The following is a 21,409-nucleotide window of genomic DNA, read 5'->3' as shown; positions in this document are numbered from 1 at the left end:
TCGAGAGTACGGGGAGTTTGTTTAAGTTTCAAGGAGGGACTCGTACAGTGGAGTACATGAACACGGCACCCGCTCCCGCTGAAGAGCCGCGCTGGCTGACCGACGAGGAACAGCGCATCTGGCGCGCGTACATGCACGCCACGACCCTCCTGGAGGACCACCTCGACCGCCAGCTCCAGCGTGACGCGGGGATGCCGCACATCTACTACGGCCTGCTCGTGCAGCTCGGCGAGGCGCCGGACCGCCGGCTGCGCATGACGGAGCTGGCCATGAACGCGAAGATCACCCGCTCCCGGCTCTCGCACGCCGTCGCGCGGCTGGAGAAGAACGGCTGGGTGCGGCGCGAGGAGTGCCCGTCCGACAAGCGGGGCCAGTTCGCGGTCCTGACCGACGACGGCTACGAGGTCCTGCGGCGCACCGCGCCCGGCCATGTCGCCGCCGTGCGCCAGGCCCTGTTCGACCGGCTCGGCCCCGAACAGCGGAAGGCCTTCGGCGAGGCCATGCGGATCATCGCCGAGGGCCTCCAGCCGAAGGACGCGAGCGCGGATCTGCCCTGGTTGCGCTAGTTCCGCCCGGCGGTTCACCTGAGTCCGTCCGGGCCGGCGTGAGGCCGCCCAGGTCCACCCGGGTCTGCCCAAACCCACTCGGGTCCATCGCGGTCCGCCCGGTCAGTCGGGCCCGCCCGGGTTCGCCCAGGTCCGCACGAGCCCCCTCGGGTCCGCCCGGATCCACCCCGCTCACCAGGTCCCGCCCGGGTCCGGACACGGGACTGCCCCGGTTCCCACTGGAGGAACCGGGGCAGTCCCGGGTGTCGTACGGGCGGGTCGTCCCCAGCCCCGTCCGTACGCACGGCGCGGTCGCGGTGACCGCGGAAGTACCGGAGTGCGGGCCGGGCCGCGGGGTCAGTGCGCGACGACCGGCACCAGCACCTCGTCCTCCGCGCCCTCGCCCGCGCCCGAGCCGGTGATCGCCGAGGCGTCCGGACGGCCCGTGTTGATCAGGGTGAAGGCGATTCCGGCGGCGACCACGAGGATGCCGACGGCGAACCAGATCGCGTTGCTGTAGCCGTGCACCATGCCCTCGGCCTGGACCAGCTGCTGCTGCGCCTTGGTGCCGGCGCCCGCCATGTGGTCCTTGATGTAGGCGGTGGTCGCGGAGGCCGCGATCGTGTTCAGCAGGGCCGTGCCGATCGCACCGCCGACCTGCTGCGAGGTGTTGACCATCGCCGAGGCGACACCGGCGTCACGCGGCTGGATGCCGAGCGTGGCCAGCGACATGGCGGGCATGAACGCCGTACCCATGCCGAGGCCGAGCAGCAGCATCGCCGGCAGCACCAGGGACGCGTACGACGAGCCGATCTCCAGCTGCGCCAGCAGCAGCATGCCGACCGCGGCGACCAGGAAGCCGGGGCCCATCAGCAGGCGCGGTGCGACCCGGGTCATCAGCCGGGCGCCGATCTGGGTGGAGCCCGTGATCATGCCCGCGATCATCGGCAGGAAGGCGAAGCCGGTCGAGATCGGCGAGTAGCCCTTCACGATCTGCAGGTAGTAGGTGAGGAAGAGGAACGTGCCGAACATGGCGATGATCGCCAGGCCCAGGGAGAGGTAGACACCGCCGCGGTTGCGGTCGAGGACGACGCGCAGGGGCAGCAGCGGGGCCTTGACCTTGGACTCGGTGAAGACGAACGCGGCCAGCAGCAGGGCGGAGGCCACGAACAGGCCGACGGTCAGGGAGTCGCTCCAGCCGTCCGACTCGGCGCGGGTGAACCCGTAGACGAGGGAGACCAGACCGAGGGTGGACAGGACGACACCCGGGATGTCGAGCGGCGAGCGGTTGCGGCCGCCCTTCGGCTCACGGATGACGAAGTAGGCACCTGCGGCCGCGACGATCGCGAACGGGATGTTGACGAAGAAGGTCCAGCGCCAGTTCATGTACTCGGTGAGGACGCCGCCGAGGATGAAGCCGACGGCGCCGCCGCCACCGGCGATCGCGCCGTAGATGCCGAAGGCCTTGGCGCGCTCCTTGGCGTCGGTGAACATGACGGCGAGCAGCGAGAGGGCCGCGGGGGCCAGCAGTGCGCCGAACACACCCTGGAGGGCGCGGGCACCGAACATCATGGCGCCGCTCTGGGCCGCGCCGCCGAGCGCGGAGGCCGCGGCGAAGCCGATCAGGCCCACGACGAAGGCGCGCTTGCGGCCCCAGATGTCGGCGATACGGCCGCCGAACAGGAGCAGACCGCCGAAGGCGAGGGCGTAGGCCGTGACGACCCACTGCCGGTTGCCGTCGGAGATGCCCAGGTCCTGCTGGGCCGAGGGAAGCGCGATGTTCACGATCGTGGCGTCGAGCACCACCATCAGCTGGGCGAGCGCGATGAAGACGAGCGCCTTCCAGCGGTTGCTGTGCGCGTCGGACACGGGGTCCGCGACTGCTTTGGACGTGCCTGTTTCAGACATGGGGGTACCCACTCCGGGACTTCGTGACGAAAAAAGGAAAGGAAAGGGGACGGCCGGTCGACGGTGACGGCCGGATGTTCTACGAGCTCTGTGGACCGAACGGTGTGTAGGGGCTCCACGAGGTGTGGGAGCCGTGCATGCGGTGGATGAGCGCAGGAGTCACGAGGTGTGACCGCTGTCGTGCGCCGGACTCATCGGTTGTCGGCCGATCGGTCACGGCGCCGGCGGGCGGTCATACTCGCCGCAGTCCCTCCAGGTTGGCGGCCACTCCGGGCAGTTCGGAGCGGGCCGGGGCCCGCATGCCGTCCAGGAGCAGCTGCAGATGGCGGTGTACGAAGCGGTCGATGCCCTGGCACGCGGTGCCCGGGAGCGGCCTGGTGAGCTGACTGACGGCGATCATCAGATCGCCCAGCTCGACGTCGGGGCGCAGCTGTCCGGCCTCGCGGGCGCGGGCCATCAGCCGCTGTATCAGGTCGGTGATCCGGTCGCGCGCGGCGACCAGGTCGGGGTGGTTCTGGTCGAAGTTCGCGGAGAGCATCGGGCACAGGGCGCCGATCCGCTCGTCGGCGGCGAAGTGCACGAAGCCGCTCAGCGCCTCGAACGCGTCGCCGTCCGCGGCGAGCGCCTCCTCGACCCACTCCGAGGTGCGGTCCATGACCGAGCACACGACCTCGCGGGCGAGGGCGTCGCGGTCGGGGAAGTTGCGGTACACCGTGGCGTTGCCGACACCGGCCCGGCGGGCGATGTCGTCGAACGGCACCTCGGCGCCGAACTCGACGAACATCTCGCGGGCGGCGGCGACGATCCGCTCCCGGTTGCGCAGGGCGTCGGCACGGGGCCGGGCCACTCGACGCTGCACGGGGGTTGCGGTCTCCACGGCGCACTCCTCGGATCTCGGAGCTGGAACGCGATCCGGGGATTCGCTCCCCGTTTCGCTCGGACGTATGGCTAAACGGGGAAACGATCCCCGGTTATTTCCCTGATCCGGAACTGATGAGTGTGACCTGCGTCACATCCATCGTCCTCTCTCGACTCCTCCCTCAACTCCCCCTCTCGACCCCTCCCGTGGATGAACCCGATCGGGCTCATCCAGCGAGCGCCCGGCGTGTCGGCGACGGAGGGTGATCGAAAGGGTGCAGTCGGACACCGGTGGCTGCCGTGGAGCGAAGGGCCCCCCGCATGCAGCCGTCCAGCCGCCGCATACGCCCGCGCCGTGTGGCCGCGCTGGCCACGGTGTCCGTTCTGACGCTGGCGGTCAGCACCTCCGCCGGCACCGGGCACCTGACGGCCGGCTCCGCCACGGCGGGTTCCTCCGCCCTGGCCCGCTCCACGGCGCTCGGCCCCTGCATGATCAACGGCCCGTCGGACGTCCAGATGGGGGAAGGGATTCCCACCTCCCCCGGCTACGCCCGCTCCACCGGGACCCTGCGGGCCCTGACCCTGATGGTCGACTTCTCCGACGCGCCCGGCAAGGGCAGCGCGCTCGACCGGTACGACGAGTTCTTCCCCAAGACACAGGACTGGTTCCGCACCGCCTCCTACGGCCGCCTCGACTACCGCCCCGAGGCCCCCGTCAAGCACTGGCTGCGCATGCCCAAGCCCTTCAGGGCGTACGGGATAGAACGCGGGGCACCCTTCGACCCCGGGTACCGCGAAATGGTCCAGGACATCGTCGCCACGGCCGATCCCGAGGTCGACTTCCGGTCGTACGACATCCTGAACGTGCTGGTCACCCCGAACGCGGGGCCCTCCGCGCTGGACACCGTGCTGTCCGTGACGTTCGCCGGGAACACCGAGGCGCCGGTGGCGGACGGCGTCCCCGTCGCCAACGCGTCCTTCGTCTACAGCCGCCAGGACGACGGCTCGGGCTCCTACGCCGACACCGGCTACCGCGTCCTGCCCCACGAGAACGGCCACACCTTCGGCCTGCCCGACCTCTACACCCAGGACGGCGGGGGCGCGGTCGGGCACTGGGACATCATGAGCGAGGACTGGGGGGCCGACAACGATCTGCTCGGCTGGCACAAGTGGAAGCTCGGCTGGCTCGACGCGTCCCAGGTCGGCTGCGCGGCGGGGCGCGGCACCAGCGAGTACACGCTGACCCCGCTGGCCCGGCGGGGCGGCGCCAAGCTCGTGGTCATACCCGTCGGCGCCCGCAGCGGGTACGTCCTCGAGGTGCGCACCCACGCGGGCAACGACTCCGCCGTCTGCCGCCCCGGGGTCCTGGTCTACCGGGTCGACGCGGACGTGGACACCGGGAACGGGCCCATCACCGTCTACGACTCCCACCCCGACAGCGGCGGGTGCACCCGCTCCCCCAACGTCCAGGCGGAACTCTCCGACGCGCCCTACTCCCCCGGCGAGACCTTCAGGGCCGCGAAGGCGGGGATCACCGTGCAGGTCGCGTCGGGGGACACCGCGGGGACGTACCGGGTGTACGTGACGCGCCACTGACCGGCGGGGCCGCGCCACTGACCGGCGGGGCCTCCGCGGGGCCGACCGGCGGGGCCTCCGTGGGGCCGCCGGACGGAAAGGGTGCATCCGGCGGACCGGCGCGCGGGCCGCCGCGGCGGCCGGACGGCCCGGCGGGCGGACACGCATTACCGTGGCCCTTCTGAGATCCGCCACACGGTGGCTCGTCCCGGATCCGCCGCACGGCGGCTCCTCCGAGATCTGCCGCACGGTGACGCTTCCGAGAGCCCCACCGGAGAGTCCATGCCAGCTAGCCCCAGGTCATCGAGCAGCGGGCCGTCCCGGCCGGCGCCTTCGCAGGGCGTGCCGTCGCGCGCGGGGGCGTCCGGGTCCGGGCCCGAGATGTCCGGCTCTGGCCCCGAAGCGTCCGGCCCCCGGTCCGAAGCGTCCGGCCCCCGGTCCGAGGCGTCCGGCACCGGTCCCAAGGCGTCCGGGTCGGGTCCTGAGGTGTCCGGCTCCCTTCCCGATGCCTCTGGCTCCGGCTCCGGGTCCGCGCGCGGCGGGGCCGAGGTGCCCGACGAGGCGGTCACCCCGCTCATCCGCGGGATCGCCGTGCTGCGGAGGCTGACCGAGGCGGACGGCGCGGCCAGTCTGAGCGGGCTCGAACGGGCCACCGGGCTCGCGCGGTCCACCGTCGACCGGATCACGGCGACCCTCGCCCGCATGGGATACGTACGTCTCGACGGCCGGGACGCCGTGCTCGCCCCCCGGCTGATGGAGCTCGGCAACGCCTATCTCGCCGCTCTCCGGCTCCCCCGCGTCCTGGACCCGTACGCCGACGCGCTCGCCGACGAACTCGACGAGTCGGTGTCCCTGGCCGTCTGCGACCGCGACGGCATCCGCTTCATCCATCAGGCGACCCGGCGCCGCGCGATGTCCCTGAGCTTCCGCATCGGCGACCTGCTCCCCGCCGAACGCACCGCGCCCGGGCCGCTGTTCGCGTCCGAGTGGGGCGAGGAGGAGTGGAACCGCTGGCGCGAGCGCCGGGCGGCGGACCCGGAGGACCGCGGCTTCCCGGCGGTGCCGGCGCGCAGCAGACCGTACGGGGGAGGTACGGACACCTCCGCTCTTCCGGCCGCCCAACGCCCCACCGTCGGGGACGACTTCGAGGAGCGGGCGGCGGAAGCGGGCCGGTCGGGCTGGGCGTTGGACGACCAGCTGATCGAACCGGGCCTGGTCGCCGTCTCGATGCCCGTACGGGAGGCGGGGCGGATCGCCTGCGTGGTGAACGTGGTGAGCCACACGAGCCGGCACAGCGCCGCCGACCTGCGCGAGACGCTGCTGCCGCGCCTGCGGGCGGCTGTCGCCGCGATGGAGCGGGCGCTGGAGCTGGACGCGCAGGGCGCACCGGACGCCCCGGACGCACCCGAACCACTGGGTCATGGCCCGAAGCCGACGCGGAGCGCCTTCCCGGCCCGGGCCACCGGGATGACCGGGGTGACCGGGGTGATCGAACCGGGCTACGCGGAAGGCACGGCGGGCGCGGGTGGCACGGGAGCACCGGCGGGTCCGGGCGACATCGCGGACTCGACGCGTCCGGGCGACGCCGCAGGTCCGCCGAGTCCGGGCGACGCCGCAGGTCCGCCGAGTCCAGGCGACGCCGCAGGTCCGCCGAGTCCAGGCGACGCCGCAGGTCCGCCGAGTCCGGGCGGCGACACCGGAGACCCGGCAGCCGCGGGGCGAGCCACAGAACGCCCCGCTGGACGGCCCCCCACCCCCTCCGGACTCGCCGACTGGACCGCCGCCTCCAAGCAGGAGCTGGGGCGGGAGTTCGTCGAGTCGCTGGCGCGGGGCCTGACGGTGATCACGGCCTTCGGCGAGGGCCGGGCCGAACTGAGCCTCACCGCGGTGGCCCAGGCGACCGGACTGGCCCGCGCGACCGCCCGTCGCGCCCTGATCACACTGGAACACCTCGGATACGTCATCGCGCACGACCGCGTCTTCCGGCTCACCCCGCGCGTCCTCGGGCTCGGCTTCCCGCCACTCTCGCGGACCACGCTCCCCGAGATCGCGGCCCCGCATCTGACCGAGCTGTCCCAGCGGCTGGGCGACTCGGTGTCGCTCGCGGTGCTGACGGGCGCCGAGGTCCAGTACACCGGGCACGTCTCGACCCGCGGCATCATGAGCGTCAACCTGACGGTCGGCACCCGGCTGCCCGCGTACGCCACCTCGCTGGGCCGGGCGATCCTGGCCGATCTGCCGGAGGCGCGCGCGCTGGAGGTCCTGGCCGACGGGGCGCCCGAGGCGGTCACCGCGGAAACCATGACGGACCCGGACGTCTTCAGGGCCGAACTGGACAAGATCCGCAGGTCCGGATACGCGCTGGTCGAGGGCGAGTTGGAGCAGGGGCTGCGGTCCATCGCCGTTCCGGTGCGCGAACGGGGCGGGCGGGTGGTGGCCGCGGTGAACGTCGCCATGCACAGCAGCCGCCGCACGGCCGAGGCCTGCGTGAGCGACGTACTGCCCGAGCTCCACGCGACGGCGACCCGGATCGAGGCGGACCTGCGCATCGCGGGCCGCTTCCGCCGGGTGCAGTTGAGCTGAGCGCGAGGGGGCCGGACGCTCCTTGAGCCGTCAACCTGCGGCGCCCGCACGGGAGTCACCGCCGTGGCGCGAAGATGATCTGTGTGGGGAGGCCCCGTTGACAGATGCAAAAGCGGGTTCCTAGCGTCGCTCGCGGCAGGACAAACAGCAGCCGAACGACAAGGAGCGTCCGGGTGGTCGCGACGTGGTGAGCCAGGAGAGGTCCGAGCGAACCAGGCGCACATTGATCGGGGCCGCCTCGACCGTGTTCGACCAGGCCGGTTACGAACGGGCCACCCTGTCGGCGATCAGTGAGCACGCGCAGGTCACCAAGGGCGCCCTGTTCTTCCACTTCGCGGCCAAGGCGGATCTGGCCCGGGCGGTGCAGGCGGAGGCGTGCGCCACGTCGGGCGCCGCACTCGCGAAGCTGGCGCGGCGCGAGACGCCGGCGTTCGAGACGGCGACCGCCATGGCGCACGCCCTCGTGGGCCTGCTGGAGACCGACCTGACCGTCCGCGCGGGCGCCCGGCTGGCCCAGGAGATCAGAACCCCGGACGACCCGTCGCTGCACTGCCACTCCAACTGGCTGGGCGCGCTGCACGGCATCCTGGGCCGGGCCCGCAGCGACGGCTCGCTGCTGCCCGAGGTCGATGTGCGGACCGCCGCCGTGCTGATGCTGTCCATGATCACCGGCACGACGGCCCTCCCCCGCCTCCCCGCACCCCGCTCCCCACGGGAACCGGCCGGCATCTGGCTGACGCGCATGCTCCAGCTGACCCGCCCGTCCCTCTCGGCCCTCCCACCGGGCTGACGGACGGGAGGAGGGCGCCCGCGCCGTCCCGACCACCGAAGAGCCCCCGACGAGACCCCGCGCAAGCCACCCGAAGACGCCGGCACCCGCCCACCGCCGGTACGCCTGAAGAAGATCGCCGAAGCACGTGAGCAACACCCGCCGAAAGGCTCCGCCAGGCCACGCCCCTCTCGACCGCACCCCAGGAAGCCTTGGCGCCCTGTCGGCACCCGCTAGACTGTGGGCGGTGTCCCGCTTCGGCGAGGCACCACTGTGGATGTCCGGGCCCCAGGGCAACGGAGATCGCCCCACTTGGGACGAATCTCCCACCCCTTGACCCACACATCCCCGCCTTCGTAGCTCAGGGGATAGAGCACCGCTCTCCTAAAGCGGGTGTCGCAGGTTCGAATCCTGCCGGGGGCACCAGGGAAAAGGCCACCTAGGAACGTTCCTAGGTGGCCTTTGACATCCACTTCTGACATCAACGAGCACGGTCACTTACGACCGGGGGAATCGCCCTTCGGCCCCCGTGCTCATCACATGCGCCGGGCACTCCTGCGCGCCAGGAATTCGGCGGCGACCCCGGCCAGCAGAGCGAGGCTCAAGCCCAGGACCCCCGCGTTGACGACCGAGGGACCCTGGGACCAGGCCCAGGCGCAGCCGATCGCGAAGGCCACGGCCACGGCGATGCGCCCGGGAGTTCCGCTGGCCGCAAGCAGGGGAGTCCCCCCAGCCGTGCGCCGACGGTACTTGAGTACGACGATCACCGCGGCGACCAGCACCAGGATGGTCGGTCCTGCAAAGCTGTCCATAACGTACGTGTGCCCTCTCTGATTCTCCGCAGCGTACGGCGGACCTACTTGCAGTATCCGCCCTTGTACTCGTACGGGAGGAAGGTCGGTACCTTCACCTCAACGCACTTGCCGTCGGAGCCCGCGTTCCAAGCCACCCGGGATATGTTCGCCGCGTTCAGGATTCCGTACGCGTCGAACGGCGGCGGAGCAGCCGCGAACAACACGGCCACGAAACCGGCATTGGAGGCGAGGTGGGCTGTCTCCTTCTTGTTGAAGTAGACCGTTCCGCTGATGATTCCCCACGTCCACTTCGGGTCGGCGACGATGGGGTACGCGGCGTTCGCCCCGGGTTCCACGACCTGGGTGACGGTGTCTCCCTCGACCCGGTAGGACGTGGGCACCGGAGCGCCGTTCGCGTCCTTCGCCCAAGGCGTCTCCAGCCCGCCGGTGATCTTTCCGGAGGCGTCGAAGACGACCAAGCCGCCCTCGGCGGTCTGCCGTGTCGTGGCGCCCTCCGGCAGAGTCAGCTTGAACGACTGCTGTCGCGGAGCGTTGGCGTCTTCCAGAGTGAAGAGCGCACGGAAGCCGCCGTCCGTCGTCGCCTGCGCGGCGGTGGAGACCGAGTCGTCGCGGCCCGCGAAGACGGCAGTACCGCTGGTACTCGAGGCTTCCTTCTCACCAACTCCGGGAAGGGCGAGCTTGATGGTGTCCTCTCCCTTGGTCGCGCTGATCGGATCGTCCGCGCGGGTCGGAAGTGTTACCTGAGCGCCTCCTGCGGCAAGAGTGCCCGAGCCCTTGAGGATCTCCTGCGTGCCCGTCGCCTCCTCGATCACCGTCGACGGTGTCGCAGTGTGCGACGGCGTGTCAGCCATGGCGCCGGGCGCGGTGAACATGGTCAGTGCCGCCGCCCCGGCAACGAGCGCCAGGTTCCTAACTCTCGCTCTGTACAAAGCAGTTCCCCCAGTTTTTGGTCTGAGCCGACCTCGTCGGCCGGGGGATCCTCACACAGTTGATCAGGGGCTCACAAGATCATCAATTCTCGGCCGCCGCCTTCGTACCGGCGGCATACATGACTCATTACCTGCATATGACACGCTCATGGTGAACCTCGGGTAATTTGCCCCACATTGCCGGGCACCTCTGCACGTCCGAACAACCTTTGTGAAGTCGGCCACTTGGCCGGAATTACGTGCCCGGCGTCAGTGGGAGCTCCGCCAACCTTCGCCGGCCCGACGTCGGGGATACCCGACCTCCACGTCTGACCTCGCGACGCGAGCGGTGCGCGGTCAGCAGGGCAGTTGTGACAGCGAAGGGCCCCGGACCAGGTGTGGTCCGGGGCCCTTTGGGGGTTGCCCTGTGCGCGGGGGTCAGCGGCCTCTGCGGCCCTTTGCCCGGCGGGGGTACGGGAACAGGCGGGGGCGGCGTTTGGCGGCGACGTCCTCGATCCAGCCGAAGAGCAGGATCGCCAGGCAGATCAGCGGGACCGCGAGCACCAGCGGGGTCCACTGGCTCGCCAGGACCCACTGCAGGTGGTCGTAGAAGAAGCTGTTGCTCCACAGCGGGTCGATCAGCGGCTCGGTCAGCACCAGGGCGAAGGAGTGCCACAGGTACACGGTGACCGCGCGGGAGTTGAGCAGGCTGATCACACCGTTGAACCGCTCCAGCGGCTTGGGCCACTGTTCCCAGGACGGGCTCAGGTGGAGCAGCAGCATCACCGCGCCGAACGACCAGATCGCCTGGGCGACCGGCACCGCCTCCAGGTCGTGCCCGATCCGCGGGTTGTCCACCGGCGACCGCATCAGCCACCAGTAGCCGAAGGCCAGCACCAGCGGGGCGACGGACGGCACGATGTACTGCGGGATCCTGCGGAGCAGCCCCTCCTGGTGGGCCATGCCGAGCAGCCAGCAGGAGCCGAAGGTGGTGAAGTCGGTGGCGGCCTCCATCAGCCGGCCGGACTGGTCGACCAGCCCGGAGTTGATGAAGAACGCGAGCGCCAGCGGCACCAGCAGGGTGACCCAGGGCAGCTTGCGCATCGCCTTGAGCAGGAGCGGCGACAGCAGGACGTACCAGAGGTAGGCGCGCAGGTACCACAGCGGGACGGAGATCTGCTCGGCCCAGGAGGCCGGCAGATGGCCGCCGAAGGTGTGCAGCGAGTCCCCGAACGGCGGCTCGCTGAGCGGCAGGATCCAGTAGGCCAGCTCGCCCCACCACCAGTTGGGGTGGTGGTCGTAGTTCGGCCCCCAGCCCTGGAGGAGCATCAGCGGCACCACGACCGCGCCGAACAGCCACATCGGCGGCAGCAGACGGCGCAGCCGGCCGCGGATCACGCTCAGCGCCGGGCGCTTGAGGGAACGCGCCATCAGCGACCCGGCCAGGGCGAACATGACGCCCATGGAGGGGAAGACGATGGGAAGCCAGGTCCAGCTGAAGTTGTGGTAGATCACCACGCGGATCAGGGCGAGCGCCCGCAGCAGGTCGAGGTAGCGGTCACGGCCGGGCTTGCGTGCGAGCTCCGGGGCGGCCGCCACGGGCTCCGCGGGTTCCGTGTCGCGCTGCGAGGGGAACGCGGCCGGGTCCATCACCCGCAGGGCCATGGTCTCGGACGAGTCCTGGATGCCGTAGGCACCTCTTTCGGCGGTACTCATGACGTCGTTCCCCCCGTTGCGAACTCCAGCCCGACCTCACCGGTGCGCCGCAGTTTCTGCCAGCGCAGCCGGCCGCCGGTGAGAGCGGTGATGGCGGACTGCAGCAGCACCATGTACATGAGCACCCGGTAGACCACCTGCTGGGCCGGCAGCGTGATGAGATGCCAGGCCGGTTCCTTGTCCAGGCGGAAGGACCACCAGGCGCACACGGCCTGGAGGGCCATGACGGCGAACCAGGCGGCCAGGGTCTTGTACGCGTCGACGAAGACCACGCCGTAGACCATGCCGATGTCGATGGCGGGCGCGAGCAGCGGCGTGACCACCATGAACAGAGCGACGAACGGAAGGCCCACCCGGCCGAAGTGGCCGGCCTCGCCGCGCTCCAGCACCGAGTGCCGGTGCTTCCACATCGCCTGCATGGTGCCGTAGCTCCAGCGGTAGCGCTGCGACCAGAGCTGCTTCATGCTGACGGGCGCCTCGGTCCAGGCCCGGGCGTTCTCGGCGTAGACGACCTTCCAGCCGGCCCGGTGCAGGGCCATCGTCACGTCGGTGTCCTCGGCGAGCGTGTCGTCGCTCATGCCGCCCGCCTGGTCCAGCGCCGAACGGCGGAAGCCGCCGACGGCGCCGGGGATGGTCGGCATGCAGTTGAGCACGTCGTACATGCGGCGGTCGAGGTTGAAGCCCATCACGTACTCGATGTGCTGCCAGGCGCCGATGAGGGTGTCGCGGTTGCCGACCTTGGCGTTGCCGGCGACCGCGCCGACGCGCGGGTCGCCGAAGGGCTGCACCAGCTCGCGCACGGTGGACGGTTCGAAGACGGTGTCACCGTCCATCATCACGATCAGGTCGTACGAGGCGGCGGCCACACCGGTGTTGAGGGCGGTCGGCTTGCCGCTGTTGGGCTGCTGGATGAGCCGGACCATCGGCAGGTCGAGCTCCCGCACGATGGCGGCGGTGTCGTCGCTGGACCCGTCGTCGACCACGATCACCTCGATGGGGTGGTCGCTCGCGGCCAGCGAGAGCAGGGTGTTGGTGATGCACTCCTGCTCGTTGTACGCGGGGACGACCACGGTGACCGGTTCGGTGACCGGATCGCCCCAGGAGAAGCCCTTCCTGCGGACGCGCCGGACGTGGACGGCCGAGAGCACGAGCATCAGCGCGAAGCGGGCCATGACGAGCACGCCGACGACGGCGAGCAGGGCGACGAGCCACGGCAGCAGCCACACCGAGAAGGTGGTGCACCACAGGAACGCCTTGCCGACCCACAGGTTGTAGCTGGTGACCTTGGTGTTGGCGGTGCCGGTGCCGAGCGCCTGGGCGGTGGTCTTGAAGGTGTAGCCCTGGGCCTTGAGCTTGTCGATGATGATCGGCAGCGCGGCCAGCGTCTGGGAGCGGTTGCCGCCCGCGTCGTGCATCAGGATCATCTCGCCCTGGCCGGGGAGGTCGGGCATGGCGGACCTGACGATGGCGTCGACGCCGGGGCGCTTCCAGTCGTCGGTGTCCTTGTTGATGAAGGCGGTCAGGTACCCCTCTGACCCGGCCTGCTTGGTCACCGGCCAGGACCAGTCGTCCAGCGCGTCCACGGTGGAGGAGTAGGGCGGGCGGAACAGGCTGGAGTGGATGCCGGCGACACCGGCCAGCGCGAGCTGGGTCTCGCCGAGCTCCCAGGTGAGCCGGCTGCCGGTGTGCAGCGCGAGGTCGGGGTGGGTGAAGGTGTGCAGGCCGATCTCGTGGCCCTCGGCCACGATCTGCCGGATCAGCTCCGGGTTGCGGGCGACCATCGAGCCGGTGACGAAGAAGTCCGCGCGGACGTTCTCCCGCTTCAGCACCTTGAGGATCTTCGGTGTCCACTCGGGGGACGGTCCGTCGTCGAAGCTGAGGACGACGGTCTTGTCCGGGACGGTGTAGCTGACCGGCTTGCCGTTCTTGTCGCCGCGCGCGTCGACGACCGGGCCGCCCTCCAGCACGCTGGTCGGGACGGTGGCCTTGTCCACGGAGACGGCGATCTTGTCGTCGTGGAAGACCTCGTTGTTGGCCATGCCCCGGAGCACCATGAGCGCCAGCAGGGTCGCCAGGACGGTCACCGGCAGGAAGAAGCGCAGGGGAGGTGCGACGAGTCGGCGCGGCCGCGCGATGGACTGCCGGGGACGTTGATGGCGGGAGCGGGACATGGACTTCCTGGTCGGTCGCGTCGGGACTACTGCGCGGCGGCGGTCACGGAGCTGGTCGCTCCCGTGCCGCCGACGGTCGCCGCGGTGTCCGGCGCGGTGGCGTCGGGCGTGGTGGCGGTGGTCACGGTGGTGACCGGCGTCGTGGCGCCGGACGTGGCCGCCGGGTTCGCCGTGGTGACGGGCGCGGTGGCGCCGAGGGTGGCCGTGGGCGTGACGGACGCGGTGGCGTCGGGGAGGGTCACGCCGGCGGTGATGCTCGCCGTGGGCCTGGCGGCGCCGGGGGCCGCGGGCAGCGGAGCGTTCAGGTACTGGCTGGGCGGTGTGGTGTCCGCGGTGCCGGGGACGCTGAGCGCGGGGGCCTGGGACTGGGTTCCGACCAGGCCGGAGATCATCGCGGCCACGCATCCGGTGCAGAGGATGCCCACCAGCCAGCCGAGACCGCGCAGCCGACGGCCGCGCTGACCTGTCTGGTCCACGAAGACAGGGGTGGGCTCGACCTCCGTGGAGGTACTGGTCATCGGGGGCCTCGGGCCTTCCTCGCTACGGCTGCCGGCTCGGCGCCGCCGAAGACAGTGAGTGGTGCAAAAGAGTGATGATGCGTAAGGAAACGGAGATTATCCGACCCCTCTTGATCGCGTCGCAAGATTAATATGAAGATTCGGTGAATGTCACGCGGGTCTCGTAGAGTTGCTGCGACCTCGCCTGCCCCTCTGCTTGATCGGACCTTCACGCATGGTCATAGCCCGCCGCCGCGGCCGCCTGACGGCCGCCGTGATCCTGATGGTGGCCATCGCGTTCCTGGCGGACGCCTGCGGCGGGGCGGGAAGCGGCGGCGACGGCAAGGCGGGCAGAGCCGCCTCCTCCGGCACCCGGTCCGAGGTCGCGTCCCTGCTGCACCCGACCGGCCGCGCGCTGGGCGTCGTCGACGACAAGACGCCCTGGCAGTACGGCATCGTCACCACCTTCGCCAAGGAGGCGGGGCGGACACCGGACATCCGGGAGTACTACAGCTCCTGGGGCGAGGACTTCGACGCGGAGGGCAACGCCTTCCTGTGGAAGCACGGTCAGCTGCCGATGATGGCGCTGGTCCCCACCGACACCTCGCTCGCCCGCATCGCCCGGGGCGAGGACGACGCCTACATCCGCAGGCTCGCGGCCCAGATCGCCTCCTACGACGGCCCGCTGGCCCTGTCCTTCGCCGGCGAGATGAACGGCCCGTGGAACTCCTGGGGTCCCCCGCACACCAAGCCCGCGGACTTCGTCGCGGCCTGGAAGCGGCTGCACGACACGTTCGCCGAGCGGGGCGTCACCAACGTGGTCTGGGTGTGGACCCCGCACGTGGTCGACTCGGGCACCACCGCCAAGCTGCGCCCGTACTACCCGGGCGACGCCTACGTCGACTGGGCCGGGCTCATCGGCTACTACGGGCCGATCGACGGCGTCGCCTTCTCCAGCCTGTTCACGCCCACCATGCGCGAGATCGCGGGCTTCTCCGACAAGCCCGTGCTGATCGCGGAGACCGGAGTGGCGGAGAGCGGCGAGAAGGAGGCCCACATCCGCGACCTGATGCAGGGCGCCGCGAAGGCCGGTGTCATCGGGCTCGTCTGGTACGACCAGCGCAAGGACTGGCCGGGCAGCAAGCAGCTCATGGACTGGCGGATCAGCACCTCCGAGGGCGCGCTGGCCGCGTTCCAAGTGGAGTCCGCCCGCAACAAATTCGGGCATTCCTTCATCAAGCGCTGATCCCGCGCAGTCGGGGGAAGCCGGGCACGAGCCCGCCAGGAACGACCTTTACCATGGCGCATCACCGCGGCTGGCGCATGCGGATGCCGACGAGGAAGAGATCACGGAGATGACGACGGAATCGTCGCCGGGCCAGGGGGCTCCGCAGCAGGACGAGGGCTGGGCCTTCCGCCCCCGCACACCGGCCGACCGGCAGCCGCACCGCGAACCCGCCACCGACCGGGGGCCCTACCGCGACCCGGCCGCCGACCGGCAGCCGCACCACGAACCGGCCACCGACGGACGGTTCTATCGCGAGCCGGCCACCGACGCGCAGTCCTACCGTGAGCCGGCCGACGACCGGCCGCTCTACCGCGATCCCGCCGGCCGCCGCCCCTACCGCGCCCCCTCCGCCGACCGGCAGCCGCAGCAAGGACCCGCCTCCGGCCGGCAGCCCCGTCAGGAGCAGCGGCGGGCCGAGCCGGGCTCGTCCTTCGACGGCCGGCCGCCGGCCGGGCCGTACCGCGCTCCCGCCGGCACCCGGTGGGAGAGCACCGTGCCGCTGCGGGTCTCCGAGCCGGGCGCCGACGTCCACGAACCCGTGCGCGAGCCGGGCCGCCGCACGCCTCCGCCCCCGCACACCCGCCACGGCGACGCACCGGGCGACTCCCGGTACGCCTCCGGGCAGGACCCCGTCGCCGACCGGGCGGCCGTGCGCCGCCCCGAGCCGGCCGCCGCGCAGCCGCCGCAGCCCGCGGCCACGGACGGCGAGCGGCCCGGGAAGTCCCGGGGGCTGGGCAGGATCGCGCTCGTCCTCGTCGTGCTCCTCGCCGCCGGCGGGGCCGGCGCCGTCCTGTTCAAGCAGGAGGACGCCGCCGCTGTGGCCTCGCGGAACCTGACGCAGGCGTGGGAGATACCGGCGGCCGCCGCCGACGACGCGCTGGTCGGCAGCTGGGTCACCGACAAGGTGCTCGTCCGGGCGAGCAGCCGGGGCGGTCTGCGGGCCTACGACCTCGCCGACGGCAAGCAGGTGTGGGGCGCCCCGTCCTCCGCCGCCTCCCTCAAGGGGGCCACGGTTCCCTGCGCGATGTCGCCGACGCTCGGCGCGAAGGGCATCGGCACGGTCGCCTTCGGCACGGACGGCAGCACCTGCACCCGGCTGGCCGGGGTGAAGGCGTCCACCGGCAAGATCCTCTGGTCGATACCGCTGACGAACGCCAAGCACCGCACCGCGGCGACCGCCGCGACCTACCTCCAGGGCGAGGTCGCGACCGTCGTCGGCCAGAACGTGCTCGGCGGTGTCGACCTGCGCACGGGCAGCCGCGTGTGGGGCTACAAGGCGCGCGGCCACTACTGCAACGCCTACAACTGGGGCACGACCGGCGTCGTGATGGTGGCCGACTTCTGCCTCGACAAGAAGACCCGGTCCACCCTGACCGCGTACGACGGGAAGACCGGCAAGGCGATCTGGCGGAAGGCCGAGAAGGCCCACTCGGACGTGACGCACATCCTGTCCGGCTCTCCGCTGGTCGCCGCCGTCCACACGGCCCGCCAGGACGCCGTACGGGTCTTCGACGCCACCGGGAACGGCCGCAAGCTGGCCGTCGGCAACGACGAGCTCACGGCCGGGAACGACACCGGTGCCGACCACTCGGCCCGGCTCTACGGCAAGGTCCTGGTCGCCCCGGCCACGTCCGCCGGCGCCATGAAGATCGACGGCTTCGACACGGTCACGGGCGCCAAGCTCTGGAGCCACGGCTCCGCCGCGCTCGCCGTCCCCGCGTCCGGATCGGACGGCAAGGTGTACGCCGTCACCACGTCCGGCTCCCCGCAGCTCGTCACCATCGACCCGCGCACGGGCCGCAGCGCCCCGGTCGCCGGCCTGCCGAAGGGCGCCGGCAAGTGGAACTTCACCGCCGGCACGGTGTACGTCACTCCGGACGGCGGCGTGCTGGAGCTCAACGCCCTCGGCTCGAACGGCGGCGTACGGCTGTACCAGTAGGGGCCGCGCGGAGCGGGCGCCGGACCGGCGGAGGAAGCGCCGGACCGGCCGAGGGGATGCCGGACCGGCCGCGATGGTGCAGGACCGGCCGAGGGGATCCGACCCGGCCGCGAGGGCGCCCGACCGGCGGGGGAAGCTCCGGGCGGCGGTCCGGTTCGTCCCGTTCGTCATGACAAGGCTGTGACGATGAGCGGACGGGTCCGTCACCCTGGAGGGGCAGACTCCTGTCATCGCGGAGCGCGGCCGGCCGAGCGGACCGGCTCGGTCCCGGGGACGGCGGGCCGTTCCCGCGAGACAGGCCGCAGCGCCCTTCGCACCCCTGGGGGAACCTCGATGTCCGCTCGTCACCGCCGGAAGACCACAGCCGTCCTCACCGCGGGCGCCGCCGCGCTGCTCGCCCTGTGCGGCGCGGCCTCCGCCGCGATCGCCGCCCCGTCCTCGGGCGGCTCCCGGGGCAGCGCCGCGATGGTCGCCGCCGCCGCGTCCGCCCACTCCCTCACCGTGCCCAGGGGACTGACCGTCAGCGACGGCACGCGTCACGTCCTGGTCGGCGGCAGGTCCCTCGACTTCGGGACCGCCGTCCGTGACCTGGCGTGGAACCCCACCGGCAGCAAGGCCGCCTTCATCGACGGCCACGGGAACCTCGTCGTCTCCGACCCGGACGGCGGCCACCGCGTCACCGTCGCGGTCAACCCGGGCGGGCAGACCTGGTCCCACCCCACCTGGCAGGTGTCGGCCGCCGACCGGACGAACCAGATCCCGGCGAAGAACAACCTCGTCTTCTCGGCGAAGATCCACGGCAGCACCGTCCTGGAGGGCGTCAAGGCGACCGGCAACCACGCCCGGCCGGCCCGGATCAGCCTCAACGGCGAAGCGGGCGAGGCCGGCCTCCCGCAGACGAAGAACACCTGGCCGAACGCCGGCGGCGACTACGGCACGATCGTCTACGGGAACACCGGCACCGGCGAGGTCTACATCCGCGACGACTACCTGCGGCAGCAGGGCGGCGCGCTGGCCAAGGGGTCCGAGCCGGCGCTCTCCCCCGACGGCGACGAAGTCGTCTTCGTCCGCTCCGTCCACGGACACGACCACCTCTTCGTCGAGGACTTCGGCGGATCCGCGCCGGTCGTCAAGGACATCACCCCGAGCGCCGCCACCGACTGCACCGAGCCCGCGTGGTCGCCGAGCGGCAAGACCATCGCCTTCCGTGCGCCGACCGGCACCTACACCGTCACGAAGACCGCCCACGGCTTCGGCCGGCCCGTCAAGGCCACCTCGCACACCGGCCTGCCCGCCTACCGCGGCTGACCACCTACCGCGGCCGGCCGCCGCCCGGCCGGCCCTCGGAGCGGGCGAGTTCGGCCCGCAGCTCCGGCAGGTGCTGGTCGGCCGTGTCGTGCGGCAGGTACTCGACCACGTCGAGGAAACGGAACAGGACCTGGGACCGGGTGACGGCGAACTCGTAGTCCCCGTACCCCACCACGGCACCGCTCTCGCCGCGGACGGCACCCCGGACGACATGCGCGGTCATGTCGTCCGGGGTCTGGGCGCCGAGCCCCCGGCGGGCGTTGGGGCGTGCCAGGTACGGGCACACCATCGAGGCGTAGAGCATGCACACGCGGTGCCCCGGACCCTCCGGGGTGGGTGCCATGTTGCGGTACGGGCGCCCGGCGGCGCGGGCGTCGCGGATGGCGGCGCTCTCCGCGGCGCCGACCACCCGCCACACCGGGCCTCTGGGCATCAGGGTGCCGCACACCGAGCACAGCCGCTCCCGCGCGCAGGCGGCGCTGCGGTCGTAGTCGGTGAGGGCGAACCGGGGCTCGTCCCCCTCCCACGGGGTGATCGCGGGCACGGGGTAGCCGCGGGTGTCACGAGGCCGGGCCTCGACGGTCGCCGGCATGGGCACGGAGTCGAATCGCACACTCCATGGTGAACCAGCCCGCGGGTCCGGGGAACGGGGTCCGGCCCTCTCCTACGCGGCGCCGCTGACGCCCGGGGCGACGTAGCGCCGGTGCAGCGGGTGGAACGCCGTGTCGGGTTTGCCGGTGATGCCGGCCTTCTGGATCGCGGGCGCGAGACGTTCGGCCATGAAGGTCTCGAAGGCCTCCTGGGACTCCCAGACGTCGGTGACGTGCAGTCCCTGCGCGTCGAACCAGGCCACGTGCATCTGGCCGCCGGCCCCCGGGATCTCCTCCCACTGGACCGCGTCCCGCACGGTGTCGTACTGCTCCGGTGTCGCTTCCGCCCAGTGCATCGACATCACGATCGCCATCGTCCGGCCCCTTGCTGTTCGTAGTGGTGACGCCGTTTCTCGGACCAGCAAACATCCATGCGCCGCCGCCCACATCCCCACGGCGGCCAATGGCGTACCCCCTGCCGGTACCGAGCACCGCGATGGTTCCACCGGCCGGGCCGGGCCGGACAGAGCGTGCGGAGGCACACCGGCGCCCGCCCCCGGCCTCGTACGCGGGGAGACCCCGGCGGGAGCCTCCCCGTGTGCTTCCCGGGGCTCCCTCAGTGCGCACTCGGGGAACGGGAGTTGTCGCCTCTTCCCTGCAACTGCCTTCATTTCAAGCAGATTTCACCTCCGCTTGTCGTCCCTGCGGTGCGGAAGGCTCCGGGTGTTGGCCCGTCGAGGTCGTGCCGCGGTGCCGGAGCAGCGCGGGGGTCCCTGCCAGTGTCACGGCGACCGAGGCCCCGGCCATCACCGTCATCGCCGTTGCGGGAGAGGAGAGTTGGGCGATCACGCCCGCGAGCGCCGCGCCCGTTCCCTGCATCGTGAGCATGCCCGCCGTGTGGAGCCCGAGGGCGTGGCCGCTCAGCTCGTCCGGGACGATCGCGACCAATCGCTCCTGCTGGATGAGGCTCGCCCCGAAGCCGACCGAGGCGAGGGCGACGAGGGCGGCGGCCACGGCGAGGGGCGGACGCAGGACGAAGAAGAGGTACGGCGTCGCGAGGAGCAGCAGGAAGGGGATGCCCAGCCGGGCCCGGACCCGGGGCGGCAGCAGCCGTCCGGTGGTCACGTCCCCGGCGAACATGCCGAGGGCCGCGAAGGCGAACAGGGCGCCGGCCCGGCTCGGCGCGTAGGACACGTACAGCGACTCGCAGCCGACGACCAGGCCGTTCGGCACCCAGAGCAGGAGGTACAGGGTGCGGCGCTCGGGCGAGGCGAGGAGGCGGGCGTTGGTGCGCCAGGTCCGGGCGACGGACGGGCGGCCGAGGGCGCGGGGCGCCCGGGGTGTCAGACCGGAGCGGGCGGTCAGGGCGGCCCCGAGGTAGAGCCCCGCCGCCAGCAGGAGCGTGACGCGCGGGGACAGCAGGGTCACGAGGACGCCACCGGTCGCGTACCCGGTGATCTGGGCGATCCCGCTCATCATGTTGAACACCGAACGCCCCAGCAGATAGCCCTCCTTGGCGAGGATCTCGGTCAGCAGGCCCCACAGGACCCCGCCGCCGAGGGACTGGACCAGGCCGAGGAGGAGGAGCAGGGCGAAGACCGACCACACGGGGAGTCCGGGGATCGCCATGGCGGCGGTGCCGAGCCCGAAGACGAACGCGGTTCCCGCCAGCGTGGCCCGCGGGGGCAGCCGGTCGGCGGCCGAGAGCAGGGTGACCGCGCCGATCATCTGGACGAGCGAGGGTCCGAACATGCTCAGCGCGGTCAGCAGCGGCGAGCCGGTCGCGCGGTACACGAGGGTGCCCAGGGCCAGACCGCTCACCGTCGAGGCGGCGGTCCGAAGAGAGGAGGACAGGAAGAGCGGGGTGAACTCCGGTGTGCGGAAGAGCTCCGAGTAGCTGCGCATGCCGGGAGTCTGTGGGGCCCCTTGTGCGGTCGAT

General features: G+C 71.7%; 17 protein-coding genes and 1 tRNA gene. 8 read left to right on the top strand and 10 right to left on the bottom strand.

Going from position 1 to position 21,409, the window contains the following annotated elements; all coding sequences use genetic code 11:
- The first annotated feature begins 56 nt into the window (after window positions 1–56).
- Window positions 57–566 carry a MarR family winged helix-turn-helix transcriptional regulator gene (locus tag IO36_RS40150; protein WP_037628293.1) on the top strand — a complete coding sequence of 170 codons (510 nt, stop codon included), beginning with the start codon at window positions 57–59 and terminating at the stop codon, window positions 564–566.
- A 336-nt stretch (window positions 567–902) separates the two neighbouring features.
- Here the strand turns inward: IO36_RS40150 and IO36_RS40145 are convergent, their stop codons facing one another.
- Entirely contained in the window at window positions 903–2,453 is a 1,551-nt protein-coding gene (locus IO36_RS40145; protein WP_037628106.1) for an MFS transporter, read from the bottom strand.
- 232 nt (window positions 2,454–2,685) lie between these two features.
- Complete coding sequence (locus tag IO36_RS40140) at window positions 2,686–3,330, bottom strand: TetR/AcrR family transcriptional regulator (protein WP_037628105.1); 645 nt, start codon at window positions 3,328–3,330, stop codon at window positions 2,686–2,688.
- Window positions 3,331–3,632: 302 nt separating this feature from the next.
- Here IO36_RS40140 and IO36_RS40135 point away from each other — a divergent pair, with 302 nt between their 5' ends.
- The 4 genes from IO36_RS40135 (at window position 3,633) to IO36_RS40115 (ending at window position 8,664) form a co-directional block, all read left to right on the top strand.
- Window positions 3,633–4,907, top strand: coding sequence for a M6 family metalloprotease domain-containing protein (locus IO36_RS40135; protein ID WP_051901316.1), 1,275 nt, complete (start codon window positions 3,633–3,635; stop codon window positions 4,905–4,907).
- 528 nt (window positions 4,908–5,435) lie between these two features.
- Window positions 5,436–7,469, top strand: coding sequence for an IclR family transcriptional regulator domain-containing protein (locus IO36_RS48800; protein WP_245173666.1), 2,034 nt, complete (start codon window positions 5,436–5,438; stop codon window positions 7,467–7,469).
- Between the two features lie 223 nt (window positions 7,470–7,692).
- Window positions 7,693–8,259: a TetR family transcriptional regulator gene (locus tag IO36_RS49085; RefSeq protein WP_051901315.1), complete on the top strand. Its 567-nt coding sequence runs from the start codon at window positions 7,693–7,695 to the stop codon at window positions 8,257–8,259.
- A 329-nt stretch (window positions 8,260–8,588) separates the two neighbouring features.
- Window positions 8,589–8,664 (top strand) — tRNA-Arg (locus IO36_RS40115).
- A 110-nt stretch (window positions 8,665–8,774) separates the two neighbouring features.
- On the opposite strand, the gene IO36_RS40110 is transcribed toward IO36_RS40115, so the two are convergent.
- The 5 genes from IO36_RS40110 to IO36_RS40090 all read right to left on the bottom strand — a co-directional run bounded on the left by IO36_RS40110 (window position 8,775) and on the right by IO36_RS40090 (window position 14,366).
- Window positions 8,775–9,050 carry a hypothetical protein gene (locus tag IO36_RS40110; protein WP_037628104.1) on the bottom strand — a complete coding sequence of 92 codons (276 nt, stop codon included), beginning with the start codon at window positions 9,048–9,050 and terminating at the stop codon, window positions 8,775–8,777.
- A gap of 44 nt (window positions 9,051–9,094) precedes the next feature.
- The gene (locus IO36_RS43595; RefSeq protein ID WP_158997765.1) at window positions 9,095–9,904 is read right to left on the bottom strand and encodes a hypothetical protein; all 810 of its coding nucleotides are present in this window, start codon (window positions 9,902–9,904) and stop codon (window positions 9,095–9,097) included.
- Between the two features lie 495 nt (window positions 9,905–10,399).
- Entirely contained in the window at window positions 10,400–11,626 is a 1,227-nt protein-coding gene (locus tag IO36_RS40100; RefSeq protein WP_425535576.1) for an acyltransferase family protein, read from the bottom strand.
- Window positions 11,627–11,673: 47 nt separating this feature from the next.
- The gene (locus tag IO36_RS40095) at window positions 11,674–13,848 is read right to left on the bottom strand and encodes a bifunctional polysaccharide deacetylase/glycosyltransferase family 2 protein (protein ID WP_037628103.1); all 2,175 of its coding nucleotides are present in this window, start codon (window positions 13,846–13,848) and stop codon (window positions 11,674–11,676) included.
- 26 nt (window positions 13,849–13,874) lie between these two features.
- A complete protein-coding gene (locus IO36_RS40090; protein WP_037628102.1) occupies window positions 13,875–14,366 on the bottom strand; it encodes a hypothetical protein in 492 nt (163 codons plus the stop codon).
- Window positions 14,367–14,580: 214 nt separating this feature from the next.
- Between IO36_RS40090 and IO36_RS40085 the strand changes: the two genes are divergently transcribed.
- The 3 genes from IO36_RS40085 (at window position 14,581) to IO36_RS40075 (ending at window position 18,880) form a co-directional block, all read left to right on the top strand.
- Window positions 14,581–15,591 carry a glycoside hydrolase family 26 protein gene (locus IO36_RS40085; protein WP_051901313.1) on the top strand — a complete coding sequence of 337 codons (1,011 nt, stop codon included), beginning with the start codon at window positions 14,581–14,583 and terminating at the stop codon, window positions 15,589–15,591.
- A 109-nt stretch (window positions 15,592–15,700) separates the two neighbouring features.
- Window positions 15,701–17,572, top strand: coding sequence for an outer membrane protein assembly factor BamB family protein (locus IO36_RS40080; protein WP_037628101.1), 1,872 nt, complete (start codon window positions 15,701–15,703; stop codon window positions 17,570–17,572).
- Window positions 17,573–17,905: 333 nt separating this feature from the next.
- Window positions 17,906–18,880 (top strand): TolB family protein, encoded by a 975-nt coding sequence (locus IO36_RS40075; protein WP_037628100.1) that lies wholly within the window; start codon window positions 17,906–17,908, stop codon window positions 18,878–18,880.
- Window positions 18,881–18,884: 4 nt separating this feature from the next.
- Here the strand turns inward: IO36_RS40075 and IO36_RS40070 are convergent, their stop codons facing one another.
- The 3 genes from IO36_RS40070 to IO36_RS40060 all read right to left on the bottom strand — a co-directional run bounded on the left by IO36_RS40070 (window position 18,885) and on the right by IO36_RS40060 (window position 21,375).
- Window positions 18,885–19,493: a hypothetical protein gene (locus tag IO36_RS40070; protein ID WP_245173664.1), complete on the bottom strand. Its 609-nt coding sequence runs from the start codon at window positions 19,491–19,493 to the stop codon at window positions 18,885–18,887.
- A gap of 51 nt (window positions 19,494–19,544) precedes the next feature.
- Window positions 19,545–19,844, bottom strand: coding sequence for a hypothetical protein (locus IO36_RS40065; RefSeq protein ID WP_037628098.1), 300 nt, complete (start codon window positions 19,842–19,844; stop codon window positions 19,545–19,547).
- A gap of 298 nt (window positions 19,845–20,142) precedes the next feature.
- Entirely contained in the window at window positions 20,143–21,375 is a 1,233-nt protein-coding gene (locus tag IO36_RS40060) for an MFS transporter (RefSeq protein WP_037628097.1), read from the bottom strand.
- Window positions 21,376–21,409 lie beyond the last annotated feature (34 nt).

Origin of the sequence: Streptomyces aureus, assembly GCF_000725495.1 — a bacterium.
GTDB classification, from domain to species: Bacteria; Actinomycetota; Actinomycetes; order Streptomycetales; family Streptomycetaceae; genus Streptomyces; species Streptomyces aureus_B.
Note: the sequence above shows the minus strand (reverse complement) of the source record. Positions and strands in the feature narration are given on the sequence as shown.